The organism is Protofrankia symbiont of Coriaria ruscifolia (genome assembly GCF_900634745.1).
In the GTDB taxonomy this organism is placed as follows: domain Bacteria; phylum Actinomycetota; class Actinomycetes; order Frankiales; family Frankiaceae; genus Protofrankia; species Protofrankia californiensis.
The window spans coordinates 19,942-41,680 of record NZ_CAAAFR010000041.1 but is presented as its reverse complement, the minus strand read 5'-3'; the positions used below and the strand labels follow the sequence as shown (position 1 = coordinate 41,680).

The window sequence follows — 21,739 nt, the reverse complement described above, 5'->3', positions numbered from 1 at the left end:
ACCGCCTTCGGCCTGACCAACGTCGCCAACCAGCAACGCCGCGCCCGCTACGTCGCCTCCCGCTCCACCCGCCCCGACTGGCTACACCCCGTCACAAACTTCACATTGGCAGCGTGATCAGGCGATTACACATTCCAGCTCAGTACGGAGAGCCGCTTTGGCCCCTGGGCAGCGTCGACGGCGCATATGCCGAAACCAGGATGGTGGAGGGTGGGTCTGCCGTACCGATCAGGCTCCGGGCATGAAGAACTTCTTCTCGCAGAACTTGCGGAAAGTCGGCTACGTCGCGCGGCTACGTAACGTGCTGGCGCCCTTGATCTCCTCGTCCCACCCCTGGCCTGACCTCCGCCATCGCTCGCCTCGTCGACGAGAGCGCGCGCTCGATGACCAGCCCGAAGCCAGACAGCCGCCAGAACGACCAGAATAGCGACCGGTCCATATAATGACCTCCATGGAGACCATACCGATCACCGAGGCGAAGGCCCGGATTGCCGAGCTGGCCGAGCGGGTGGCCAAAGAACATGATCATTTTACGATCACGCGCAACGGGCGCGCGGACGTGATGCTGATCTCCGTTGCCGAGTACGAGTCGATGCGCGAGACCCTCGACCTCCTGTCAGACGACGAGGCTCTTGCGGATCTGCGGCAGTCGCGGGACGACTTCGCTACGGGCGACACCTTCGCCTTGGGCGAGGTCGTGGCCGAACTGGAGCAGCGGCGGGCCGGGGACGGGTGATGGCCGCCAGCGGCACACCCTACGAGGTCGCACTGTCGCGCAGGGCACGGAGAAACCTCCACGAGGACCTGCCCCTGGAGGTCGCGGCCGCCGCGCTGGAGACGATCCAGCGAGCGATCGCCATGAACCCTCACCGGGTCGGGAAACCGTTGGACGAACCTTTCGACGGCTTCTACTCGGCGCGCCGCGGGACCTACCGCATCATCTACCGGATCGACGCGGCCAAGCACCTGGTACAGATCCACTCCATCCGGCACCGGCGAGACGTCTACCACCCGTGAGTCCCAGCGCGCTTCACCGCACACTGCCGAGTCACCGAGGAGCGGAAGGCGCGACGCGGAAACCCACATCGTCAACCTGAAAGTCCGGATGTCCACGACGCGAACGGACGCCCGGCAGCTCCGGTGCTCGTCGAACCAGCCGCCTCCCCGCAGCACCTTGTAGCCGCCGTAGACCTCGGCGTCAGACGCCATACCAGGCGATCTCGTCAGGCTGACCGTACCTCGGGCCGGCCGCCATCCCGGCTGCGATTCCCAGCAGGCCGATCCCGGCCGGTGCCGTCGGCCAGCTTTGGAGCCGCCGCGACAGCCTCGCCGGCTTTCACGCTGCGCCGGCACTGGTCGACTTGGCAAGGTCCGCGAGCACGGCGACAGTTCTGTCCTGCTCTGCCGGGGTGCCGAACGGGCACGCGAGGAAGTCGGTGACGCCGGTGTCCGCGATCCGCCGGAGGTGACCGGCCACGCCGTCCTCGTCGGAGACGACGACGACATCCCCCGGCCCGGCCGCCCCTTCACGGTCAAGGACGGCCCGGTACTCAGGAACCTGGCCGGCAAGGGCGAACTGCTGCGCGATGCGCCCTCGGACCTCCGCCTCATTGCCTGTCACACAGACGACCAGCCTGGCGATCACCCTGGGTGCCGGACGCCCAGCGGCGGCAGCGGCACGGTTGACGGAGGGGACGATGTGATCGGCCAACGTTCGCGGACCGGTCATCCAGGTCACCGTGCCGTCAGCGAGTTCCCCGGCCACCCTCAGCATCGCTGGGCCGAGCGCCGCGAGCAGGAGGATAGGAGGCAGCGTGCCAGGGGCGTCGACCGCGCCGACCGCGGTGAGCGTCTCGCCACGATGGTTCACAGTTTCTCCTCGTAGCAGGGCGCTCAGCACTGTCAGGTACTCGCGCATGCGGGCGGCGGGGCGATCGGCGGACAGGCCGAACATGCCCTGGATCATCGCCGCGATGCCAGCGCCGACACCCAGAGTGAGCCGGCCGCCGCTCGCCGCCTGGGCGGTGAGAGCCTGGCTCGCGAGCACCAGGGGATGACGCTGCGGGGTGGGCACGACCGCCGCGCCCAGAGCGATGGCGGGCACCTGTGCGCCGGCGACCGCCAGGGTGGTGAGCGCGTCCCAACCGAGCGCCTGAGCCGACCACGCGGAGTCGATGCCGGAGTCGGCGGCTACCCGCACCTGGTGGACAACCTCGGTCAGAGTAGCGGCTCCTCGCACGTCACCGACTGCAATTCCGATCTTCATCGCTTCTCCCGGTCCGGGCGAGACACCGGAGAGGTACCCCGCCATCGACAAACGGAGAAGTTCTCCGGATGCTTCGCGTTACGATACGGAGAACTTCTCCGGTTGACAAGGAGGTGGTCCTGACGTGGGGCCAGACCACGTGACGCCTTCCGAACGCCGGATGCGCAGCGACGCCCGGGACAACCGCGACAAGGTGCTACGGGCGGCGAGGGCCGTGTTCGCCGAAGAGGGAGCCCACGCGTCGCTCAATCGGATCGCCCAGCGCGCCGGAGTAGGGCCCGGTACGCTTTACCGGCATTTCCCCTCACTGCAAGCACTTCTGGTGGCGATCATCCGCGACGACGTGGACAGACTGTGCGCCGCCGGGCACGAACTGCTCGGCCATCCTGATCCCGGCGACGCGCTGCGTATCTGGCTACATAAGGTCGCTGTCCACGCCACCGCTATGCGGGGGCTCGTGGCGGCGCAGATGCTGGCCGTGTCCGGTTCCGACGCGGACGCGGCACTGGCGGCCTGCCACGACGAGATCCGCGCCGCCGGCAGTGCCCTGCTGGACCGCACGCGCCCGCATGGCGCCGTCACAACGGACATCGACATTGGCGATCTCCTGACCCTTGTCAACGCGGTGGCATGGGCCAGCGAGCAGGCGCACGACGACCCCCGTCTTCTCGATCGCCTGATGACGTTTGTCGGCCGCGGCCTGGGTTGAACAGCGCCTGGCGCGGCAGAGCCGACTGATGCCGTTCACGAACCTGCCGGCGATCACAGCAGCCCGACGCGTCCATCCGGCCGTTACCGGCCCGGCCCGAGAGGGTCGGCGCCGAAGCCGCAGTCGGGTGTCAGCTCTCCATCAGGCTGGCCGCGACCGTCGCCCCGAGCTCCCAGCAGGCCTCGCGTACAGCGGCGTCGACCTCGTCGACGACCGTCAGAGGCTCGCGCAAGCGCTTCCACTTCAGGCCGGTCGCGATGGTCTCAACCCCGCGGATCGCCCCGGTCGTGTCGTTGTTGCCGTGCACATACAGGGCGTACGGTCGCCCGACGGTTGCATTCAGACACGGATAGTAAACGGTATCGCAGAACTTGCGGAAAGTCGGGCGCTTCGAACAGTAACGATAAGTGTCGCATGAGGCCCACCACCACGATGGGAGATTTCCTCCTTACGCACAACGCCCAAGGCCCCGACCGGACACTCCGTCTCCTGGCCCTCTGACCCCCGCTGACCAGGCACAACACACGCCACGACTTTGACGAATCCCTGTCCGACCGGGTGGACGGTCTGGCCGCGCATCGTCGGGCGGTTGATCTTCACTGTCCGGCGGTGGTGCCTCATCGTCCGGGGTCGGCCGATCCACTGAGCCGTCATCAGGCTCAGGGTCAGGCCCCGGATCCTCGCCCGGCTGGTCGTCCGTCCCTGCCATGGCCACCATCCCTTGCTGGCGGGTCGTGCGGTCAAGATTTTCCCAGCACGTGGCAGCGCCACAGACGGCAGGGATGCCCCGCCAAGGTGTTCCGCGCTCAGCTTCATGCTCTTACGCTTTACCGTCCAACCCCCACGCAGATAGCCTCCGGTTTGCTGGGAGACATGGCTGTACCGATCGGCGCACCCACCCCAACAAGATCACGCGGGCATCAGGCTGGCCGCGACCGTCGCTCCAAGGGTGCTGGGTCCGTTGGTCATCCCTAGGGAGGCGTGCCCGCTTCTGCTACCGGGTGACGATGACCGTCGCGCGGTGTCCGGCAGCGTTCTTGAGCTTGGTGTCGCCTGTGAGCAGTTCGCAGCCGAGCGCTTCGGCGAGCGCGATGTAGGCGGCGTCGTAGGCGCCGAGGTTGTGCCGCAGCTCCCACATCCGGGGGTGGTAGGGCCAGACCGGATGACGGGTGATCCGCAGGCGCGCGTAGTCAGCCAGCATCTGCTCGCCGCGATGGTCAGTGATCTTCTTTCCGGCGGCAAGCCCGCGGACTGTTGACGCGACCTCGACGTCGAGATGGTGCGGGGCGTGCAGTGTGCGCGGGGCGGACAGGCGCTGCCGGAGCACCTCGTCGCCATTGCGGACGGACAGCACATCAATGACGAGCGAGCAGTCAACCACGTACGTGAGGGTCAACGCCGTCCCTCGTCGCGCGCCGCGAGGATGTCGTCCATGGTGAGCTCCACCGGTTCCCTGTCGCGGGCGATGCGGGCGATGACCTCGGCGTTGGTCTCCGTGGCCGCGTCGGCATCCATCAGGTCCCGCAAGTACCCAGACAGTGACTGGCCGAGCGATCTAGCGCGCTCGCGGAGGACCGCGAGCGTCGTCGGATCGACATCGCGCACCTGGATGATGCCCACGTCGGCGGACTCGCTCATATGTCCACGCTACCACGCGTTCATGCATGGCGCATGAATGCATCCTCGGTGCCCAACCAGACCGAGCGCTGTTGCCCGTCATGGTCGGGCGCCGGCCGTTCCCCACGCCCCCGGCTGACCTTCTCACGGCGGCGAGACGCCAACCACCCGCGACCTTTGACGAGTTCTCCGCGGCGGACCGGGTGTTCGGCACGGTCGAACAACGCGCCGAGGAGCGCGCCGAACACGCCACCGCCTATCGCGGGCATGTCGTGATCTCCCCGATCCGACCTGAACCCGGGTCGGTACAGATCACCACATTCGGTAAGCTCGGCCTCCCGCTGATCGAGCTGGGCGCGCCCAAGCCGAGCCAGGCCCGTTTCTACAACGCGGCCGATCCCACCGGGAAACCGATGGAAAAGGGGATGCTGAAGGCGGACATGTACGGTGCGGGCGCGGGCCTGCGCGGCTTCAAGGTGTTCGCCCGCCACCGCAACCTTGAGGACCAGGACAAAAACCCTGAGGCCCAGGACAAGCTCGACAGATACGTCCGGGAGAAGGTCCGCGCCCGAGTCGATGCCCAGGAGAAAAGGGGCCGCGCCCAGGACGGTCAGTCGACGAAGCTGCGGACGAAGCGGAACGCGTCCGTGCTGGCCTGGGTCAGAGCCGGCAGCACGTTCACCTTCGACATCGACGTCACGAACATGACCGGCCCGGAACTGGGCGCGTTGCTGTGGCTGCTGGACCCCCACGAACTCGCCGTCCCCAGGGAGTTGGAACAGTCGGGAACAGCGGCCGATTTCGGCGTGTTCCGGCTCGGGCGTGGTCGGCCGCTCGGGCTGGGCTCGGTTACTCTCGAGGTCCTGCCGGACGGCAGTTCTCTCGTTCAGGGTGAGGCGGTGACCACCGCCTACCGAGACCTGTCCGGCCGCCTCGGCGCCGTCGGTCAGGTTCCGGTGGACAGCGGCGGTACCGAGCATTTCACCGAGGTCGCGAAAACATTGATCGAGACCTTCCGGACGGCGACCGGCGATGCGGTGGGCCACAGTTTCGACGAAGCCTCGCATATCGCCGCACTGCGCCGGGCCGCCACCGGCTACGGCGACGGGGTCCGCGTCGGTTATCCGAGGGGTTCGACCAAGCCGCGCCAAGGTGATGACATCTCGGAGATCGTCGCCTGGTTCCAGCTCAACGAGAAGGTCAGCACGTCGCGGTCAGGTGCGCCGAAAATAGACCACGGCTATGCGCTGCCGTCACTCACCACGGACGTGACTCCGCTGCGCGAACTCCGCGAGAAGTAACCTCACCTGCGTCAATTACGGAAAATTCGTTACCCCACCGCGATGGATGCCAGATCGACACGCAAAGCACCGATCCTGTCGGCATACTCGTCATACCGAGGTGAAGCTCCAATCACAGCACCGTCACCCGGGATACGCTGCTCCGTCGAGCCGGCCAGCAATTGATGCGCTACTTCGTCAATCAATTCACGAACTATGCTCGTGAGATCGGACCTACCCGGGCTCGGCCACAATCGCCCAAGAACATCTCGCAGCACCTTATCCTCCAACCCGTGCGCCGTAGGGCTCTCATCGCGAGCCTTTATCAAAACCCAGATCGACGTTCCTTTGGGGCGATTATTGTAGACCCTACCAGGAAGTGTCGCATTGCATATTGAAGCAGCAAGACAGATCGCACCCCAATTGTCGATATCGATCAACGTATCCACGAGTCGCAGTCGGCGAACAGTCTCAGCAATATCTCTTTCTTGTTCTTTTCGTTCCGAAAAAGCATCCTGTCGTAGTTCCTCTATATCCTTCGCGATCCGCCGAAGATCCGGTCCACCGCGGTGCAACGTGCGCGCGGCGGCGTCGAGTTCGAGGGCCGCGAGTTGGCGTAATGCCACGCTCGCGAGGATCGGATCATAGCCGGGCAACACGGCAACCTGCTCGTCCGAAAGCTGGATTTTGCTGGCTGAGGAGTTCGCTGTGGTACCGACAGAGGAATCTCCATCCGGCCACGCTCGAGCGTGCTGAATTTCTTCTATCGAACCGACATATGCCGGACATCCCTCGGCCGCTGCCCAGTCGACCGCCGCGAGCATAGCAGCCAGATTCATCCCATGAGTGCCCGGCCCGCCGAGAAAAACCACCACCTCGGCATCTCGTAGCGGAAACCTGTCGTCCCACTCCCGCAGATGTCCTGTAATTCTTGCTCGCATGGATTCGACGGAGCGCTCGTCCGAACGAGGACGACCATCGCGGACTACCGCGGCACGCTCCACGGTCGCAACCCGGATCTCCCCGATCCGTTCGGGTGGCAACACGTCATAGGGAGTTTCGCGAACCGTGACAGCTTCGACCTCCGCCAGCGCCTTGCCCTCGGTATCGTCCTGGTGCCCGTCTCCCGTGGTCAGGGATGCGACGAGCAGTACGTCCAGCTTCCATTCGATGGCTTTCCGGCCGGCGATCTCATGGAAATGATGGGTGAGCACGGCGTGCAACTGCGGGCGAAGTTCCTGCTTACCCACACACTGGATGACAAGAATTCTGCCGGACGGGACCGAGGACCATCGTGTTGGATCCGGGGAGAGCCGCAGCTCCGACCGCGGGTCGCGATCGTCCGCAACCGCCGCGAGCCCTCGTAGCTCCGGATCGAACAGCAGCTCCCGACTCGGGACCGCCAAGGTCTGATGGACAGCATCCCTGGCGCACTTGTTCAGTTTTTCGACCACGGGGAGCCGCATGAATTGCAGGGGAGCCCGTTCAGGAAGCCGAGTGGAACGACATATTCGACCTCTAAACTGACCAAACGTCTCGTTCTTCGGCCCCTTCTTCAGCTCCTTCCGCCAGCCGGCATCGGCATCATCGGCCCTCGGCCAGAAATTACCGTCACCCTCATTTTCGACAAGCTCGAGGTAGTTGTCGTACATCCATGATCTCACCTGCATCAGAGCCCCGGTCTCCCCGCGGGAGAGAACGTCAAAGAAAGCGTTTTCTTTTCCTCGATACGAGCGCGGGTCGAGCGATGCGATCAGGTCTGCCGAGATCTCCGCCTTCTGGATCTCCTGCTTGAACTTGTCGACATCCTGAATCTGGCGATAGTGCAACGCTTTCCATAGCCGGAAATCCTGTTCTTTTCCGCCCTGCTTGGCCAGTTCGGCGAGCCCGAGAAAATGACGTTGCCGAGCGAGCCAGTCACGGGCGTCCCCACCGACGGCTACGGACGTCGCCCCATGGGCGTCCTGGAGCGGTACCACCGTCAATGGTCGGCCCGACCACAGGCAGCCCAGGAGCAACCCGTTGATTCCTAACGCGGCGCCGGACCCATGCCCGAGTACGATCTCCCGTGGCTGGCAGGTCTCCAGATGATCGACCATCGCCTTGCGCGCCGGCTCCACCAGAGGCTCGTGAATGTCGATCGGCTCGACCTCCGTCGGCGCGGGGCACCCGTACAGCTCGGGCCAGATCTTCAGCGCCCGGCGTATCAGCTCGAATACTTTCCTGGTGTCGCGCCAGTCGCCCTTGCTCGTGTAGGCAAGCGCCAGAACCGCTCCGTCAACGTCCCCACATCGGGTCAGCAATGTCTGCAAGGGCATCGCCTTATGAGCAAGGATAGGCGCCGGAGAAAGCAGCAGGGGCCGGATGCCGATCCGTTCGGCGCTGTCCTCTTTTCGAGCCTGTTCGAGATCATCCTCGGCACGATCAAGAATCGTTTCAATGCCCGCGTATCGTGCTTCGAGGTCACGTCTGTCCTTATCATCGGACAGCCGACCGCCGGTCGTGATTCCCACGTCGGATGTGCCGAGCAGATGGACTATTATCTTGCCCGCCATGTGCGTCCCCCGTCCGTAAGTGCCATCAACTGCGCACAGTGTGACAGGGTCGGCACATGCGCCGGACGTAGGGGCGGCCACCGACGACGCCGGGCGGCACGGGAGGTGTAGGTGGGTTCGGTTGCGGCAGCGACAGTGGTCGCACACCCCGGCGCCGAACCGATGACGGCCGCGGGGAGCGCCCGTCCTGGGAGCGGATCGCGGAATCCCAGTGCGGCGTCATCTCGGTCCGTACGGCACTGCGGGCCGGAATGACCGAGGCGGAAATACGCTGGAAGCTGCGTAGCGGCCGCTGGCAACGGCCCATGCGGGGTGTGCTCGTCACCCACTCCGGTCCGATCACCAACATCCAGATGACGTGGGCGGCCGTCGAGTCGATCGGGGTCGGCGCGGTGCTCGGCGGGGCATCAGCGGCGTCGTTCGACTGCTTACGCGGGTTCGACGGCGGGCCGGTCGTCGTCCTCGTCGATGCCGCACGGCACGTGGCACGGCGCCTCGGTGTCATCATCCGGCGCAGCCGTCACCTCGGCTCCGATGACGTGTACCCGCGGCGGTTGCCGCGGCGGTTGCCGCGGCGGTTGCCGCGGCGGTTGCCGCGGCGGTTGCCGCGGCGGTTGCCGCCGCGGACCCGGCTCCCCCGCTCGGTCGTGGACATAGCCAACTGGGCCCAGGACGAGGACGACGCGCGTGCCGTACTTGCCGCAGCCGTCCAGCAGCGGCTGGTCACCGTTGCCGAGCTTCACCGTGTCGTCGAGCGTCGTGGGTCGCTGCACCGCAACACGCTGATCATCGATACCCTGAGCGATCTGGGTGACGGCGCCCATTCGGTGGCCGAAATTCTTTATCGAAAAATCGAAAACCACTACGGCCTGCCGGCCGCGCAACGGCAGAAGAGGATCGACGCCGATGGCAACCGCTACCACCTCGACATCTGGTACGAAACGTGGCAGGTCTGGGTGGAGATCGACGGTGGACACCACCGGGAGGCACGTCAGTGGTGGAACGAGCTGGCCCGTCAGAACGCCGGTGTGCTCCAGGACCGCCTCATTCTGCGCTTCCCGGTCCACCTGCTGCGCACCCAGCCCGAGCGGGTGGCCGACCAGGTCGCCACCACCCTACGCCAACGCGGCTGGAAGCCGAACCTGTAGATGAAAACCGCGACCACAACAGCGGTTTCCACCTACGGATGCGGAAGCTGTAGGTGGAAACCGTCGTCACGACGCCCCCTCGCGTGGGTGTCCAGGGTCGGTGGCGTTGAGGGTGAGTCGCAAGGGCTTACCTCACCGGTTGTCAACGATTTTTATGCGGACGAGGAAGCCCCTAGGAAGATCAGAAGATTTTCCCTCTGGATCGGCCCTCCGCGATCAGTTAGAGCGTCTCCGGTTGGTCCAGGATCTTTCTGGTGAGCTGGTGGAGGGCGGGGCAGAGGTTGACGGTGTCTTCGTAGTAGGCGACGTTGACCAGGATGTCGGCGGCGGCGACCAGTAGCGCGTAGCGTCCGGATGGGCTGTCGAGGATGTCCGCGAAGGCGGTGTGGATCTGTTCGGCGGTTTCGGGGACGGCCAGGGCGGTGCAGTACAGGCGTGCGGCGCCGTATCCGGCTACGCCGGTTCCCCAGTGTTCCCAGTCGAGGATCATCAGGTTGGGGATGGTGACGTTGCCCCAGTGCAGGTCCAGGTGTTCGGTGCTGCCCCAGGTCGGCGCGATCCCCGGTGGGAGCGGCTGGCCGTAGACGGCGTGGAGCAGGTAGCGGTGTCGTTCGGCGCTGTCCGCCCAGAAGGTCCGGTCGGTGGGGTGGGTGGCCAGCGCGTCCAGGGAGGCACGTAGGTCATTCAGCCATTGGGGGGCGAGGGTGACGGGTGTGGCCAGGTACTGGCTGCCGGGGGCCGCGACCGGATCGGGGGCCAGGGTCATCAGCTCGGCGCACACCGGGATGCTCACCGGCTGGGTGTGTGTCCATTCCACGCTGGCCAGCAGCGTGGGTTTGTGGATGCCGCGCAGGGCGGCGGCGTCGCGGATGCCCGTCCACGCCTCCCGGTCCATCCCGTCCTCGTGGAAGGGGGCGACCCGTAGCCATGCCCGTTCGCCCTGGTAGAGCACCGGGCCGCTGATGCTGTCCGCGACGCTGGTGGCGGGCGTGCACGGTTCGACGCCCAGTCGCTCGACTGCGGCTAGGAACACGTCCACCAGCCATGCATCGTAGTCGTCGACGCGGACCGGTAACCATCGACGCCTCACTCGCATACTTTCCGCAGGGGGCTACAGACCGGCGTGCACGACGGGACACATCTGGAATCCGGCGTGCATTTCATGTTGGGCATGCACGCGGTGGTCTCCGTGGGCCGGCGGGCCTGGTCGAGTCGTGCCACCTGTGCCCGGAAGGCGCCGCCGTCAAGGACGCTGTGCAGCGGTTCCCACCGGGCGTTGCCGGCAACCGCATGTCGGGTGAACACACATGGTGACACCGTACCGTCCGGGCCGATGGCGGCAGTGCCGTGCCCGCACTGCCCGCAGGTGTCCGCCTCGTTCACCGCCGAGGCCCCACGGCCGAACGCCCGCACCCGGTCATGGCCGACGTCGGTGACCCCGAGGGCCGCGAGGTCTCCGCGCGCCTGATCGACCCGCTGGGTGTCGTCGACGCCGATGACACCGACCCGTAGCGGGATCTTCCGGCGTACCGCCTCGGCGATGTTCTCCCTGGTCCGGGCGTGGCTGCCCGGCCGGCCGGTGATCTCCTCATGCTGGGCCGGGGTATCGGAGTAGTACGACGTCGCCACTTGGACACCCGGCCGGGAGAACAGTTCCCACAGGGTGGGGGTGACCCGGTAGAGGTTGGTGAACACCTCCGCCCGGAGGCCGGCCGCCAGCGCGTGTGTCACCAGTTCGGGGAATGCCGGGTGCACGGTCGGCTCGCCGCCGATGAACTGGACCATCTCAACGCCGTGGTCGGCGGCGTCCTTGATAAGACGTCTCCAGTCGGCGACGGTCATTGTTCCATGATTACCCAGTGGGGATACGTCCGCGTAGCAGTGAACGCACGTGAGCTGACAACGTCCGGTGATCTCAAGCCACAGGAACCGGGCCGGAACAGTAGCTCCAGGGGTCACGTGCCGCTCCGTTTCTGTGAATATGGCTGATCAGCATATGGCTGACCATCGTTTCCGCCCCGGCCCGACGGCCTGTCCGCGCTCCAGGCGCGCGCCAACGCGATGTGCACCGCTTCCAAGGCCGCGCTCTGCCCGGCGACGAACGCCAACGCCTCCGTCGCTGTCACCCCGTCGCCGGCTCGCAGCAGCGGTTGCGGTCGCACCGCCAGTACCGCCAGCAGACCCCGCACGATCCAGCCATCAGCCTCCGATACAGGCCGGCCGCACGCCGAGGGAAACGAGCCGTCTCCGCTCACCGGGAATCCCGATGCCAGCGCACCGCCGGCGCCGCCGCACTTTCGGCGAACCGCACCGGCCCCACCGCATAGTCACTGATCCCGGCCGACCGGGCATGCTGATCGGCGGCGGTCACACTCTCGAAAGCCATCATCACCACCGACACCGCCCATCGCTCCTCCCCGCCGTACTGGATCAGCGCGTACAACGTGCCCGCAGCATCCACGCGCGCCTCGCCTCCCCTTCCACATCAACCGGTCGGCAAAGCCGGCCCCGGGCGGACGAAGGATTGAAAAGGGGGTATCCGCCCGGGACCAGCCCGGCAACACCGCCTCCAGACGTTTCCCCTCCACGCCCGAAGCCCGGTGCCACACCACGGCCCCGCCACCGGGGACACCGTCAGCCCGGTCGGAACCGCTGGCACAAGTTCACAGGAATCGTTCGTCTAGGACGAGGGCACAGGCGGGGCTGCGAAGGGGCGGTTAGTTCGTCAACACCACTCCTGGGGGCAGTTCAGGGGCAGTTACGGCAAGTACGATACGCCAGGGTGGCGTGACCGGATGACTGCTGGCTGTGCAAGAATTTCTTTGTCAACTACTGGAGGTGCGCTCTATGCCCACGCCCAAGCCCAACGACTTGCTTCGCCGTGCCCGTCTGAGGCTTGACTCAACGCGCTCGCCAGGTGAAAAGATTAGCCGTCAAGAACTAGCAGATCTTGTTGCTTTGTGGATCTTCCAAGAAAAAGGTGGCCGGGTCACACCTATCGACGATCATTACATTGGAAAACTCGAGCGCGGCGTAGTCAGATGGCCTCAGGAGGACTACCGTTCCGCATTGCGGGCTATCTTTGGCGCCAGAACGGACTCCGAACTCGGCTTTTACCGAAGTCGGCAGACCGATAGTACCCAATCTGCCAGCTTGATCGAACACGAAGAGCTGGAGTTCCCGACGTCATGGCAGAACGGTATCGAATCTACCACCCAACTATGGAGGCAAGATATGGAACGTAGACACCTGCTCGCCGGAGCCGTCTTTGGCATAGGCTCTCATTCTTCCTTAGCCCTCCGTTGGCTCACGAAACGTACGGAAGTAATTAGTGCACAAGGGTCGCGTCAAGTCGGTACGTGGGAAATTGATACAATAAGAGAGATGACGACCGCTTTCCGCCGCTTCGACAACCGATTTGGTGGCGGACGAGGTCGTTCCACACTTCTATGCTTTCTCAATGATGAAGTTGCTCCGCTTCTACGCGATGGTAAATATTCAGGTAATGTTGCAAAAGATCTATTTTCTGCCGTCGCTGAAATTACCCACCTAGCAGGGTGGATGGCTTACGATGAAGAGCGACACGGGTTAGCTCAACGATATCTATTTCAAGCGCTCCACTTTGCGAGTTCCTCCGATGATGAAGGTTTTGGTGGCGAAATTCTTGCCGGCATGGGACATCAAGCACTCTATCTAGGGAGACCTATGGATGCAATCGATCTAGCCCTTGCCGCACAACAAAGTGCAAAACGATCGAAAATATTCAGCCTTCTTGCCGAATCTTATACACTAGAAGCACACAGTCATGCCGTCAGGGGTGACAGAAGAGCGTGTTTTTCCGCTATGGCACTTGCAGAACAAGCATTTGACCGGGCTAACCCAGAAAACGAGCCGGAATGGATACGCTATTTTGACTCTGCTTACATGTCGGCTAAGTTCGCCCACTGTCTACGCGATCTTGGTGCGGCGAAAGAGGCCGAACCTTACGCATTGAGATCGCTAGACATGAAACAAAACTATGTGCGAGGGCGTTCTTTTAATATGGCACTGCTAGCTTCCATCTACGGAAGTTGCGGCGAAGTCGATCAAGCTTGTGCTATGGGAACGGAAACAATCCAAATAATGCAGACGCTTAATTCTCGCCGATGCCATCATTATATACGCGATGTTCGCCGCTCTCTGTCGCAATATCGATCAATGCCGGTAGTGCGGGAGTTTGAGCAAGCGTCTACACAGGCATTCTCCGCTGTCAGCTAACGGTTACACGACGCCCAAAACTTCACGCATCTTCAATAAGCCTATAATTGTCGCAGAGCCAACGATTTCACCTTTTTCTATTCGAGTAGATACCGACTCTAGGCTAATCCATTCAATGCGCTCTGTTTCATTGATATCTGGAGCTACATCTCCATGCGTAGCCCCATGTCCGATAAAAAGAATGTTCTCTGAATCAACACTTCCAACCATTGGCTGAAAGGTAACTAAACGTTCAATTCTATTAGCTTTCCATCCCGTCTCTTCTTCGAGCTCTCGCGCGGCAGCGGCGGCTACCTCCTCTCCGGGATCCACGTAACCACCTGGAAGTTCCCAGACGTAACGATCAATTATGAACCTGTGTCGCCATAGCATCAAGACACGTTTATTATCGTCGACTAACCCAACGATTACGGCCCGTGGCATCCGCATAACATACTGTTCAAACCGGGTTCCATCCGGAAGTTCAACATCGGCAATCGATAGTCGAAGCCGACGAGTGACATCGATCACATTTTCATTGTGAATCTTCCATCGGCGAACCGTTGAGTCCATGCCGTCGCTGGTCACCACTGGAACGTTACTCACCTGGAAGAGGCCAGACAACGAAGCTGGCACTCCGTAGCCTCTGCCGTCCAAGAGCCCCTTGCCAATTTTCTCTACGGTTTCAAGGGCGGCCCTCCGGGCCGCCGCGGGGGGCCGCGTCCGTGTCCGTGCTGGCGATGTCCACGCAGATCTGTACTCCGGCCGGCAACACGAGTGCCGGCCGCAGGATGAACAGGTCCGAGTCCGGCGGGGCAGCTCGACGCGCGCCGACTCCGCCGGATGCGCCATCAACAAGCCGCTGAAATACGACCCGCTACGACCAGGCCGACGACTGTTTGGGATCGTGTCCATGGGTCTCTGACTCCTGTGTCCGCAGGGTTGGGGATCAAGATCCGGAGTGGGTGTTGGCGCACCGACTCCGGGTCGCTGCCGTTCCGGCGTTCGATCCGGGAACCGCCCGCCGGATGATCGATTACGGCGAAACGGTGAGATCAACAAGGAACGGCACACCCGTGACCTGCGAGACTCACGAAGTGGGGCAATACCACGACCGAACCCACCTACGCTTCCGCGATCGGGAGGTAGACGTGGCTCCCGCGGGCGGCGAACTCCGCCGACTTCTCCCGCATACCGGCATCCACGGCCTCGATCTCCCCCATGCCGTGCTCCGCGGCGTACCTGCGCACATCCTGTGTGATCTTCATCGAGCAGAAGTGGGGGCCGCACATCGAGCAGAAGTGTGCCGACTTCGCGGGCGTCGCGGGCAGGGTCTCGTCGTGGAACGCCTCGGCGGTCTCCGGGTCGAGCGCGAGATGGAACTGGTCGGTCCACCGGAAGTCGAACCGTGCGTCGGACAGGGCGTCGTCCCATGCCTGGGCGCCCGGGTGCCCCTTGGCCAGGTCCGCCGCGTGCGCGGCGATCTTATAGGCGATCACTCCGGCCTTGACGTCGTCGCGGTCGGGCAGCCCGAGGTGCTCCTTGGGTGTGACGTAGCAGAGCATCGCGGTGCCGTACCAGCCGATCATAGCGGCGCCGATCGCGGACGTGATGTGGTCGTAGCCCGGGGCGATGTCCGTGGTCAGCGGCCCGAGGGTGTAGAAGGGCGCGTCGTGGCACAGCTCGCGCTGCAGGTCCACGTTCTCTTTGATCTTGTTCATCGGGACGTGCCCAGGGCCCTCGATCATGACCTGGACGTCGTGCTCCCACGCCACCGACGTGAGCTCCCCGAGCGTCGCCAGCTCCGCGAGCTGGGCGGCGTCGTTGGCGTCGGCGATCGAGCCGGGACGCAGCCCGTCCCCCAGTGAGAAGGTCACGTCATAGGCGCGAAGGATCTCGCACAGCTCGGCGAAGTGCGTGTAGAGGAAGTTCTCCTGGTGGTGGGCCAGGCACCATGCGGCCAGGATCGACCCGCCGCGGGAGACGATCCCGGTCTTGCGCCGCGCGGTCAGCGGGACGTAGCGCAGCAGCACCCCGGCATGGACGGTCATGTAGTCCACACCCTGCTCACACTGCTCGATGACGGTGTCCCGGTAGATCTCCCAGGACAGTTCCTCGGCCTTGCCGCCGGCCTTCTCCAGCGCCTGGTAGATCGGTACGGTCCCGATCGGGACCGGCGAGTTCCGGATGATCCATTCCCGGGTGGTGTGGATGTCACGCCCGGTGGACAGGTCCATGACGGTGTCGGCACCCCAGCGGGTCGCCCACACCATCTTGTCCACCTCCTCCTCGATGGACGAGGTCACCGCCGAGTTCCCGATGTTCGCATTGATCTTCACCAGGAGGGCGCGGCCGATCGCCATCGGCTCGGACTCGGGGTGGTTGACGTTCGCGGGCAGCACCGCGCGACCAGCGGCGATCTCCGCCCGCACGGTCTCGACCGGCAGGCCCTCGCGCAGCGCCACGAACTCCATCTCCGGGGTGACCTCGCCCCGGCGCGCGTAGGCAAGCTGGGTGACGGCCCGGCCGGGCAGCGCCCGTCTGGGTGAAGGCTTGCGCAGCCCCTCCCCGTGCCGGATCTCGGGTGCGGTGCCCTGGTAGACCTCGGTGTCACCGCGAGCGGCGATCCAGGCGTCCCGCAGCGGAGCGAGCCCCCGGCGCACGTCGGTGACCTGCTCGGCATCGGTGTACGGCCCGGAGGTGTCATACAGGATCACGCTGTCGCCCGTGGACAGCACCACTTCACGCATAGGCACCCGCAGGCCGTCCGCGGAGCCGATCAGATAGGTCTTGCGGCTGCCGGGCAGCGAGCCGGAAGTGACAGGTGCGGATGAGCCACCGGGCACGCGCGCGGTGCCAGTGGCACCAGGCGCGCCACCGGTGACGGACGCCCCACTGCTGACGGGCGTGGACACGGAGACTGGTCGGTCAACAGGCAGCACCACAGTGACGGCTCCCTACGCCGGCATTATCCGGACAGGTTCTGGCGGTCGGCGGCACCGTGGAGCGAACCCCAGCCGCCCTCTCAGCCTCCTTCGTCGGAAGCTCCCGCGTTGAGGTTGGATGCGACGGTACGCCCAACCAGGACCCTCCCGCCACCCAATCGGCGGAACACCCGTCGGCGACCTCGGAACGTGTCACAGCGTTACTCCACGCGGACGTCAGGTGAGATGCATCCGGGAGCGGGTAGTCAGGCTGGGACGGTGTTCGCCCGTGACCGGAGCCGATCCCACTTCTACTTCCCCATCCCCTGGGAGCATGAATGATTCTGCTGCCATTGCTGATCCTCTTCGTCGGAATCTTCATCATCGGACTCGTCCACGACTGGCGCTACGACGAACCACCCAGGACGGGCGACCCGGGCAGAACCAGACCGGACAGCACCACGACCACCTGACGAAATACCTCGACGCGAACGCGAACGGAACGATTATGTGCCCGGCCCGTCCACAGCCGGGCTCTCAGAACTCCTTGCGGGCGAGAATCCGAAAGGTGTTGGCACGGTGCCCACCACGGAGCACCGGCCGCAGCACAAAATCCGCAGCAGCCGCGACGGCCAGGAAGGGAGTCACCGCGACAAGCGCACCGCCACGCCGCAACCTCCGCCGGAGGCCGGGATCGACAGCATCGTCAAGTGGATCCCTCGATGCCTCCAGGCGCGCGAAGGACCATCATCGCGTGCCCTTCGGCCGGGATCACCCCTCGGCAGGCTAGATCATTGCGAGCAGGCGGTCAGCGGCGGCGGCGGCACCCCCGGCCGCGGCGAAGTCGTCGCGCAGTCGCCGCGCAGCTATGCGGAAGGACGGCTCGTCCAGCACCGAGATGATCGACTCCCGCAGCGCGGGCGCACTCACCCGGCCGAACCTGACCCGCAGGCCCGCACCGACGCGCACGACCTGCTCCCCGATGACGGGCTGGTCGTCCCGGACCGGCGCCACGACCAGCGGGACTCCGTGCGCCAATGCCTCGCATACCGTGTTGTTCCCGCCGTGTGACACCACCGCGGACAGGTGCGGCATGAGATCGACCTGCGGGACGTGGGGCAGGACGAGAATATGATCATCAGCGCCCTTGTCATGGGCACCGTCGTCCAGGTCACCACCAGCCTGGCCAGCACCAGCCTGGCCAACACCGTCCGGACCAGCGCCGGCCAGGCCACCGTCGGCCGCGGGAGCCGCGCCGCGTGGGCCGAGGATTCCGGGTGGCGCCACGACTATCGCCTGCAGCCGGTGCCCGAGCGGTTGGAGCGCGTCGGCCGCGACCTGCAGGAACCGGCTGCCGACCTCGCGGGTCACCGTCCCCAGCGAAACCAGCACATGCTCGCGGTCGGGATCCAACCAGTCCCAGGGGAAGGCCGCGGCGGGCCGCCGCCCGAGGGGCACACCGACGAAGCCGTAGTGGTCGGGAAAGCCTCCTGTGCGCAGCATCCGGGGCACCGAGCACACCAAGGTCAGCTGGTCGGAGAACCGCAGGTCACCAACGCGCGCTTCGTGTTCGGGCACACCCTGGGAACACTGGAAGCCACGCAACGTGTCAAGCACCCACTGCCCGACCCCGGGCAGGAGTTGGTACGGATCATCCAGTTCCGCGGACGTGGTGGCAAGGGTCACCCATGGCAGGGCGCGGCGGCGGGCCACGAGCGCGGCTCCGACCGCCTGCTGGTCCACGACCAGTACGTCCGGGGCGAACTGGTCGACCTTCGCCTCGACCTCGTCGACCATCGAGACAGCCAGCGGGATGAGGAAGTCCTTCCACAGGAACTTCAGGGATGCCGGGCCACGCAGTTTCCTGGATTTCTCCTCAACGGCAGCCTGGTCGGAGTCGCGGAGCGTCCCGGCAAGCGGCAGCAGGGTCAGACCGGGCGTCAGCAGCGGCCCGACCACGCCGGCGTGGCCCGCGACAGCGACCTCGTGACCGCGTTCGGCGAGTTCGCCGGCGATCCCGACCGCCGGGTTGACATGCCCGGTCAGTGGGGGGACGACGAACAGGAAGCGGCTCACGAGGATGCCCTGGTGCCGACATCCTTGTCCGGACGGTTGGGATCCTTGTCCGGACGGTTGGGATCCTTGTCCGGACGGTGGGGATTGCTGTCCGGACGGTTGAGGTCCGGCGGCGGAACCATCCGGGTCACCCAGTCGGGGGTGTCGAACTGCTGCCCCGCGGTGCGGGAGTAAGGCGGTACCGGGGTATCGGGCTGGAACAGCCACCATCTGGTGAGGATGCGCAGGTAGTCGGTGGCCTCCCGCAGCACCGCGTGGGTGTGGTGCTCCAGGATGATCAAGGTGCAGTCCGGGACGAGCCTGGCAAGCCCTTCGGCGTGGTCGGCGATGTCGGAGTTCGCCCCGTAGACCGCCAGTACGGGGATGTCGAGGCGGGCCAGCCGCTCGGGGGAGAAGGGCTCGGTGGCGAGCATGTCCTGGGCGATCGAGGTCTCACGCAGCAGTAACTGGGCGCTACGAGTGATCCGGCTGACGGCCCGCCCGGCGGACAGCGCCAGCCACCGCTCGACCTCGGCATCGCTGAGCCCGGCGGAGACCTGCGCCAGCGACCGGGCCATCTGCGCGCCGAGGCCCTCGACGAGGAAGGGCGGTTCGATCATCGTGAGGCTTGCCACGCATCCGGTGTGTTCCAGGGCGTAGGACAAGGCCATGGTCGCCCCGTAGCTGTTGCCCACAAGGTGGACGGGAGGCTCGACGCCGAGCGCGTCGAGCATCGCCGAAAGATCCGCCATGGAGTTCGCCATCGCGTAGCCATCGGGCGTCCGTTCGCTGCGGCCGTGGCCCCGCAGGTCGTAGCAGATCACGTCGGCGCCGGCGTGGGCGAGGCTGTTCCCGAGCGAGAAGTAGAAGCTGGACATGTTGTCCATGACCATGCCGTGCACCATGACGACAACCGGCGACTCGGGTTTCGGGCCGCCTTTGGGCGACAGCCGCTGAACGTGCAGGCGGATGCCGTTGGCGAGAATGTCGGCCACCGCTACGACCGGGGCGGTGTCAGGCAGTCGGCGATGAAGGAGACGACCTCGCCGACCCGCATGTTGATCACTTCGTCAACGCTCTTGTCGGCGAGGAAACCGACGAAATCGACCGTGTCGCCGTAACGGTGCCGCATCCGGTCGGCAAGGGTGACGAACTCGATGCTCTCCAGCTCCAGGTCGGTGTTGAACGACGTCGACAGGTCGATCTCAAGGTCGATTACGTACTCCTCGCCGATGACGTCGTGCAGCAGCGCCACAACCTCGCGCAGGATCCGCTCCTCGACCGCGGCCCGCTCGACGTCCCATGTCGCTACCTGGTCTATCCCGCCTATCTCACCGGATGTCACCCCGCCGGCTACGACAGCGTCGGATACCCCCGGATGGCTGGTCGTCGGGTACCCGGTTGCCAGGTACTCGGCCGTCATGCCCACACTCCTTCATTTTCACGCATTCTCACGCGCCGCCCGTTCGACCTCAGGTGAGGTCCACGCCACAACGTAACGATCAACGGCGTTGCCGTCGACGGCGTAACGATCAACAGGTGTGCTGCCGGCCGTGCGGCCGTCGGCCGGGTGACTGTCGGCCGGGTGGCTGTCGGCCGGGTGGCTGTCAACGTCGTACCCCGGTGCCTGCGCGCCTGCCCGTACCGCATCCCCATGGTCGTCCAGAGGATGCCCACGGTCGTCCAAGGGCACACCCAGCGCATTGATCGACTGGTGCGCGACCCGGCGGACGTGCAGTTGCGGACCGTCCACCCGCACCCGGAGATAACCCGGTGTGACCGCCTCGACGACGAACCGTTTCGGCTTGCCCACCAGGCCGGTGCCGTCGGCCTTGGCCGCGGCCTCCTTGGCGGTCCAGAACCTGGTGAACCACAGTGCCCGCTGATCGGCGTCGGCTCCGGCCAGGCCGGTGAGAAGGGCGCGCTCGGCACCGGTGAGCGTCATTGCCTCCACCCCCTCCGGACGTGGTGTCACCCGTTCGATATCGATACCCACATCACCATCGGGATGCACGACCGCCACCGCAAGGAACGCCGTGTGCGCCAAGGAGACCCGCGGGGGCAGCGCCGGCACACCGTCGCGGCCCGGCAACCTGTCGATCACCGGACGGCCGGACGCCTCATTGGACACGCCGACCTCGATGCCCCACACATCGGTGGCACCACCGTCCCACAACCAGTGGCGGACGGCGTCCTTCGCGGCGATCCGCCCGAGCAGCCACTCCCGCGCGGCCTTCGGATTCTTCGCCGCCAGGAAGGCCCGTTCGCCGGCGTCGAGATGGTAGCGCGCGACCAGCTCGCGGGAGGCTGTGTCCGCCCAGTGCTCCCGGGCGAACACCCAGCCGCCGCCGGCCCGTTCGGCGATGGCGTTGCGCGCCGGTCGCAGCAACATCGCCCACATCACCTCGTCCTGGGAGAAACGGCGGTCGGTCCAGCCCTCGATGCGCGCCCACACCGTGCCGTCCGCGGCGCGCACCTCCAGATCGGCGGTGACAGCCCTGTCCCGGACGTCACGCACCCACACCGTGCAGGTCAGCCGCTCCCCCACGGCCGGGTGCGGGCCGAAGAACCGCACGTTTCGCAGGGCCGAGGGCAGCAGGAGCCAGTCCGCGGCGAGGTAGTCCCTCGGCCAGTAGCCGAACAGCTGGCCCGCGGCGTCGAGCAGCGCGCCGGGCGCGGCCGTCACGACGAGCTCACCGTGGACGCCCTTGGGGGAAATCGGCCCGACTGTGACCAGCCCCTGATAACCGGGCCCGTGGAACAGCCGTCCGCTGCGGTAGACCGACTGCCCGTCCACCACCTCGTTGCGCGGCTCGGGCAGGGGTTCGTCCGACGGCGCCGGTCCCGCCGGAAAGGCGTCGGCGAGGATGACCGTGCCGTGCGCGTACCCGTCGATACTCACCCGTACCGCGTCCTGCCCGGCCGCGGCCGGCAGGATGGTCGCGGTGA

Annotated in this window: 22 protein-coding genes, 1 pseudogene and 1 riboswitch; of the genes and pseudogenes, 7 read left to right on the top strand and 16 right to left on the bottom strand. The window is 65.4% G+C overall.

What is annotated here, in order from left to right:
* The first annotated feature begins 451 nt into the window (after window positions 1–451).
* A complete protein-coding gene (locus tag CV1CTNOD_RS06225; RefSeq protein WP_131785234.1) occupies window positions 452–736 on the top strand; it encodes a type II toxin-antitoxin system Phd/YefM family antitoxin in 285 nt (94 codons plus the stop codon).
* Complete coding sequence (locus tag CV1CTNOD_RS06220) at window positions 736–1,017, top strand: type II toxin-antitoxin system RelE family toxin (protein WP_131785208.1); 282 nt, start codon at window positions 736–738, stop codon at window positions 1,015–1,017. Before CV1CTNOD_RS06225 ends, CV1CTNOD_RS06220 begins: the two co-directional genes overlap by 1 nt.
* Window positions 1,018–1,048: 31 nt before the next feature.
* Here CV1CTNOD_RS06220 and CV1CTNOD_RS27645 read toward each other — a convergent pair.
* Window positions 1,049–1,200 (bottom strand): annotated as a pseudogene (locus tag CV1CTNOD_RS27645) (SUMF1/EgtB/PvdO family nonheme iron enzyme); the annotation flags it as partial.
* A 136-nt stretch (window positions 1,201–1,336) separates the two neighbouring features.
* Window positions 1,337–2,266, bottom strand: a complete 930-nt coding sequence (locus tag CV1CTNOD_RS06210; protein ID WP_131785207.1) for a TIGR03564 family F420-dependent LLM class oxidoreductase — start codon at window positions 2,264–2,266, stop codon at window positions 1,337–1,339.
* Window positions 2,267–2,390: 124 nt separating this feature from the next.
* Between CV1CTNOD_RS06210 and CV1CTNOD_RS06205 the strand changes: the two genes are divergently transcribed.
* Complete coding sequence (locus CV1CTNOD_RS06205) at window positions 2,391–2,975, top strand: TetR/AcrR family transcriptional regulator (RefSeq protein WP_207386223.1); 585 nt, start codon at window positions 2,391–2,393, stop codon at window positions 2,973–2,975.
* A gap of 130 nt (window positions 2,976–3,105) precedes the next feature.
* Here CV1CTNOD_RS06205 and CV1CTNOD_RS06200 read toward each other — a convergent pair whose 3' ends face one another.
* The 3 genes from CV1CTNOD_RS06200 to CV1CTNOD_RS06190 all read right to left on the bottom strand — a co-directional run bounded on the left by CV1CTNOD_RS06200 (window position 3,106) and on the right by CV1CTNOD_RS06190 (window position 4,613).
* Window positions 3,106–3,282 carry a flavodoxin gene (locus tag CV1CTNOD_RS06200; protein ID WP_242606412.1) on the bottom strand — a complete coding sequence of 59 codons (177 nt, stop codon included), beginning with the start codon at window positions 3,280–3,282 and terminating at the stop codon, window positions 3,106–3,108.
* Window positions 3,283–3,969: 687 nt separating this feature from the next.
* Window positions 3,970–4,371 (bottom strand): type II toxin-antitoxin system VapC family toxin, encoded by a 402-nt coding sequence (locus CV1CTNOD_RS06195; protein WP_131785205.1) that lies wholly within the window; start codon window positions 4,369–4,371, stop codon window positions 3,970–3,972.
* The gene (locus CV1CTNOD_RS06190; RefSeq protein WP_013874180.1) at window positions 4,368–4,613 is read right to left on the bottom strand and encodes a hypothetical protein; all 246 of its coding nucleotides are present in this window, start codon (window positions 4,611–4,613) and stop codon (window positions 4,368–4,370) included. The genes CV1CTNOD_RS06195 and CV1CTNOD_RS06190 overlap by 4 nt, the downstream gene beginning before the upstream one ends.
* Before the next feature lie 26 nt (window positions 4,614–4,639).
* Between CV1CTNOD_RS06190 and CV1CTNOD_RS06185 the strand changes: the two genes are divergently transcribed.
* A complete protein-coding gene (locus tag CV1CTNOD_RS06185; RefSeq protein ID WP_131785204.1) occupies window positions 4,640–5,893 on the top strand; it encodes a hypothetical protein in 1,254 nt (417 codons plus the stop codon).
* 29 nt (window positions 5,894–5,922) lie between these two features.
* Here CV1CTNOD_RS06185 and CV1CTNOD_RS06180 read toward each other — a convergent pair whose 3' ends face one another.
* On the bottom strand, window positions 5,923–8,427 hold the full coding sequence (locus tag CV1CTNOD_RS06180; protein WP_131785203.1) for a hypothetical protein: 2,505 nt from the start codon (window positions 8,425–8,427) through the stop codon (window positions 5,923–5,925).
* Window positions 8,428–8,678: 251 nt separating this feature from the next.
* Here CV1CTNOD_RS06180 and CV1CTNOD_RS24470 point away from each other — a divergent pair, with 251 nt between their 5' ends.
* Window positions 8,679–9,575 (top strand): hypothetical protein, encoded by an 897-nt coding sequence (locus CV1CTNOD_RS24470; RefSeq protein WP_165485340.1) that lies wholly within the window; start codon window positions 8,679–8,681, stop codon window positions 9,573–9,575.
* Between the two features lie 220 nt (window positions 9,576–9,795).
* Here CV1CTNOD_RS24470 and CV1CTNOD_RS06170 read toward each other — a convergent pair whose 3' ends face one another.
* The 4 genes from CV1CTNOD_RS06170 to CV1CTNOD_RS06155 are packed head-to-tail and all read right to left on the bottom strand — an operon-like array spanning window position 9,796 to window position 12,036.
* Window positions 9,796–10,614, bottom strand: coding sequence for a hypothetical protein (locus tag CV1CTNOD_RS06170; protein WP_242606411.1), 819 nt, complete (start codon window positions 10,612–10,614; stop codon window positions 9,796–9,798).
* 47 nt (window positions 10,615–10,661) lie between these two features.
* Window positions 10,662–11,534: a radical SAM/SPASM domain-containing protein gene (locus tag CV1CTNOD_RS06165; RefSeq protein WP_131785200.1), complete on the bottom strand. Its 873-nt coding sequence runs from the start codon at window positions 11,532–11,534 to the stop codon at window positions 10,662–10,664.
* The gene (locus CV1CTNOD_RS06160) at window positions 11,531–11,830 is read right to left on the bottom strand and encodes a hypothetical protein (protein ID WP_131785199.1); all 300 of its coding nucleotides are present in this window, start codon (window positions 11,828–11,830) and stop codon (window positions 11,531–11,533) included. Before CV1CTNOD_RS06160 ends, CV1CTNOD_RS06165 begins: the two co-directional genes overlap by 4 nt.
* On the bottom strand, window positions 11,827–12,036 hold the full coding sequence (locus CV1CTNOD_RS06155; RefSeq protein WP_131785198.1) for a hypothetical protein: 210 nt from the start codon (window positions 12,034–12,036) through the stop codon (window positions 11,827–11,829). Before CV1CTNOD_RS06155 ends, CV1CTNOD_RS06160 begins: the two co-directional genes overlap by 4 nt.
* Window positions 12,037–12,422: 386 nt before the next feature.
* On the opposite strand from CV1CTNOD_RS06155, the gene CV1CTNOD_RS06150 reads away from it, so the two are divergent.
* Complete coding sequence (locus tag CV1CTNOD_RS06150) at window positions 12,423–13,832, top strand: hypothetical protein (RefSeq protein ID WP_131785197.1); 1,410 nt, start codon at window positions 12,423–12,425, stop codon at window positions 13,830–13,832.
* 3 nt (window positions 13,833–13,835) lie between these two features.
* Here CV1CTNOD_RS06150 and CV1CTNOD_RS06145 read toward each other — a convergent pair whose 3' ends face one another.
* Window positions 13,836–14,384, bottom strand: coding sequence for an NUDIX domain-containing protein (locus CV1CTNOD_RS06145; protein ID WP_131785232.1), 549 nt, complete (start codon window positions 14,382–14,384; stop codon window positions 13,836–13,838).
* Between the two features lie 551 nt (window positions 14,385–14,935).
* Complete coding sequence (gene thiC, locus CV1CTNOD_RS06140) at window positions 14,936–16,657, bottom strand: phosphomethylpyrimidine synthase ThiC (protein WP_131785231.1); 1,722 nt, start codon at window positions 16,655–16,657, stop codon at window positions 14,936–14,938.
* 91 nt (window positions 16,658–16,748) lie between these two features.
* A riboswitch (TPP riboswitch) is annotated at window positions 16,749–16,873 on the bottom strand.
* Between the two features lie 200 nt (window positions 16,874–17,073).
* On the opposite strand from thiC, the gene CV1CTNOD_RS27265 reads away from it, so the two are divergent.
* Entirely contained in the window at window positions 17,074–17,208 is a 135-nt protein-coding gene (locus CV1CTNOD_RS27265) for a hypothetical protein (protein WP_278043863.1), read from the top strand.
* Between the two features lie 313 nt (window positions 17,209–17,521).
* On the opposite strand, the gene CV1CTNOD_RS06135 is transcribed toward CV1CTNOD_RS27265, so the two are convergent.
* From CV1CTNOD_RS06135 to CV1CTNOD_RS24465, 4 genes are all read right to left on the bottom strand, one after another.
* Entirely contained in the window at window positions 17,522–18,811 is a 1,290-nt protein-coding gene (locus tag CV1CTNOD_RS06135) for a glycosyltransferase (protein ID WP_131785196.1), read from the bottom strand.
* Complete coding sequence (locus CV1CTNOD_RS06130) at window positions 18,808–19,785, bottom strand: alpha/beta fold hydrolase (protein ID WP_131785195.1); 978 nt, start codon at window positions 19,783–19,785, stop codon at window positions 18,808–18,810. Before CV1CTNOD_RS06130 ends, CV1CTNOD_RS06135 begins: the two co-directional genes overlap by 4 nt.
* Window positions 19,786–19,787: 2 nt before the next feature.
* A complete protein-coding gene (locus CV1CTNOD_RS06125; RefSeq protein ID WP_431607079.1) occupies window positions 19,788–20,120 on the bottom strand; it encodes an acyl carrier protein in 333 nt (110 codons plus the stop codon).
* Window positions 20,121–20,231: 111 nt separating this feature from the next.
* Window positions 20,232–21,739 (bottom strand): 4'-phosphopantetheinyl transferase superfamily protein (locus tag CV1CTNOD_RS24465; protein WP_165485339.1); only part of this gene is annotated, 1,508 nt, incomplete at its 5' end.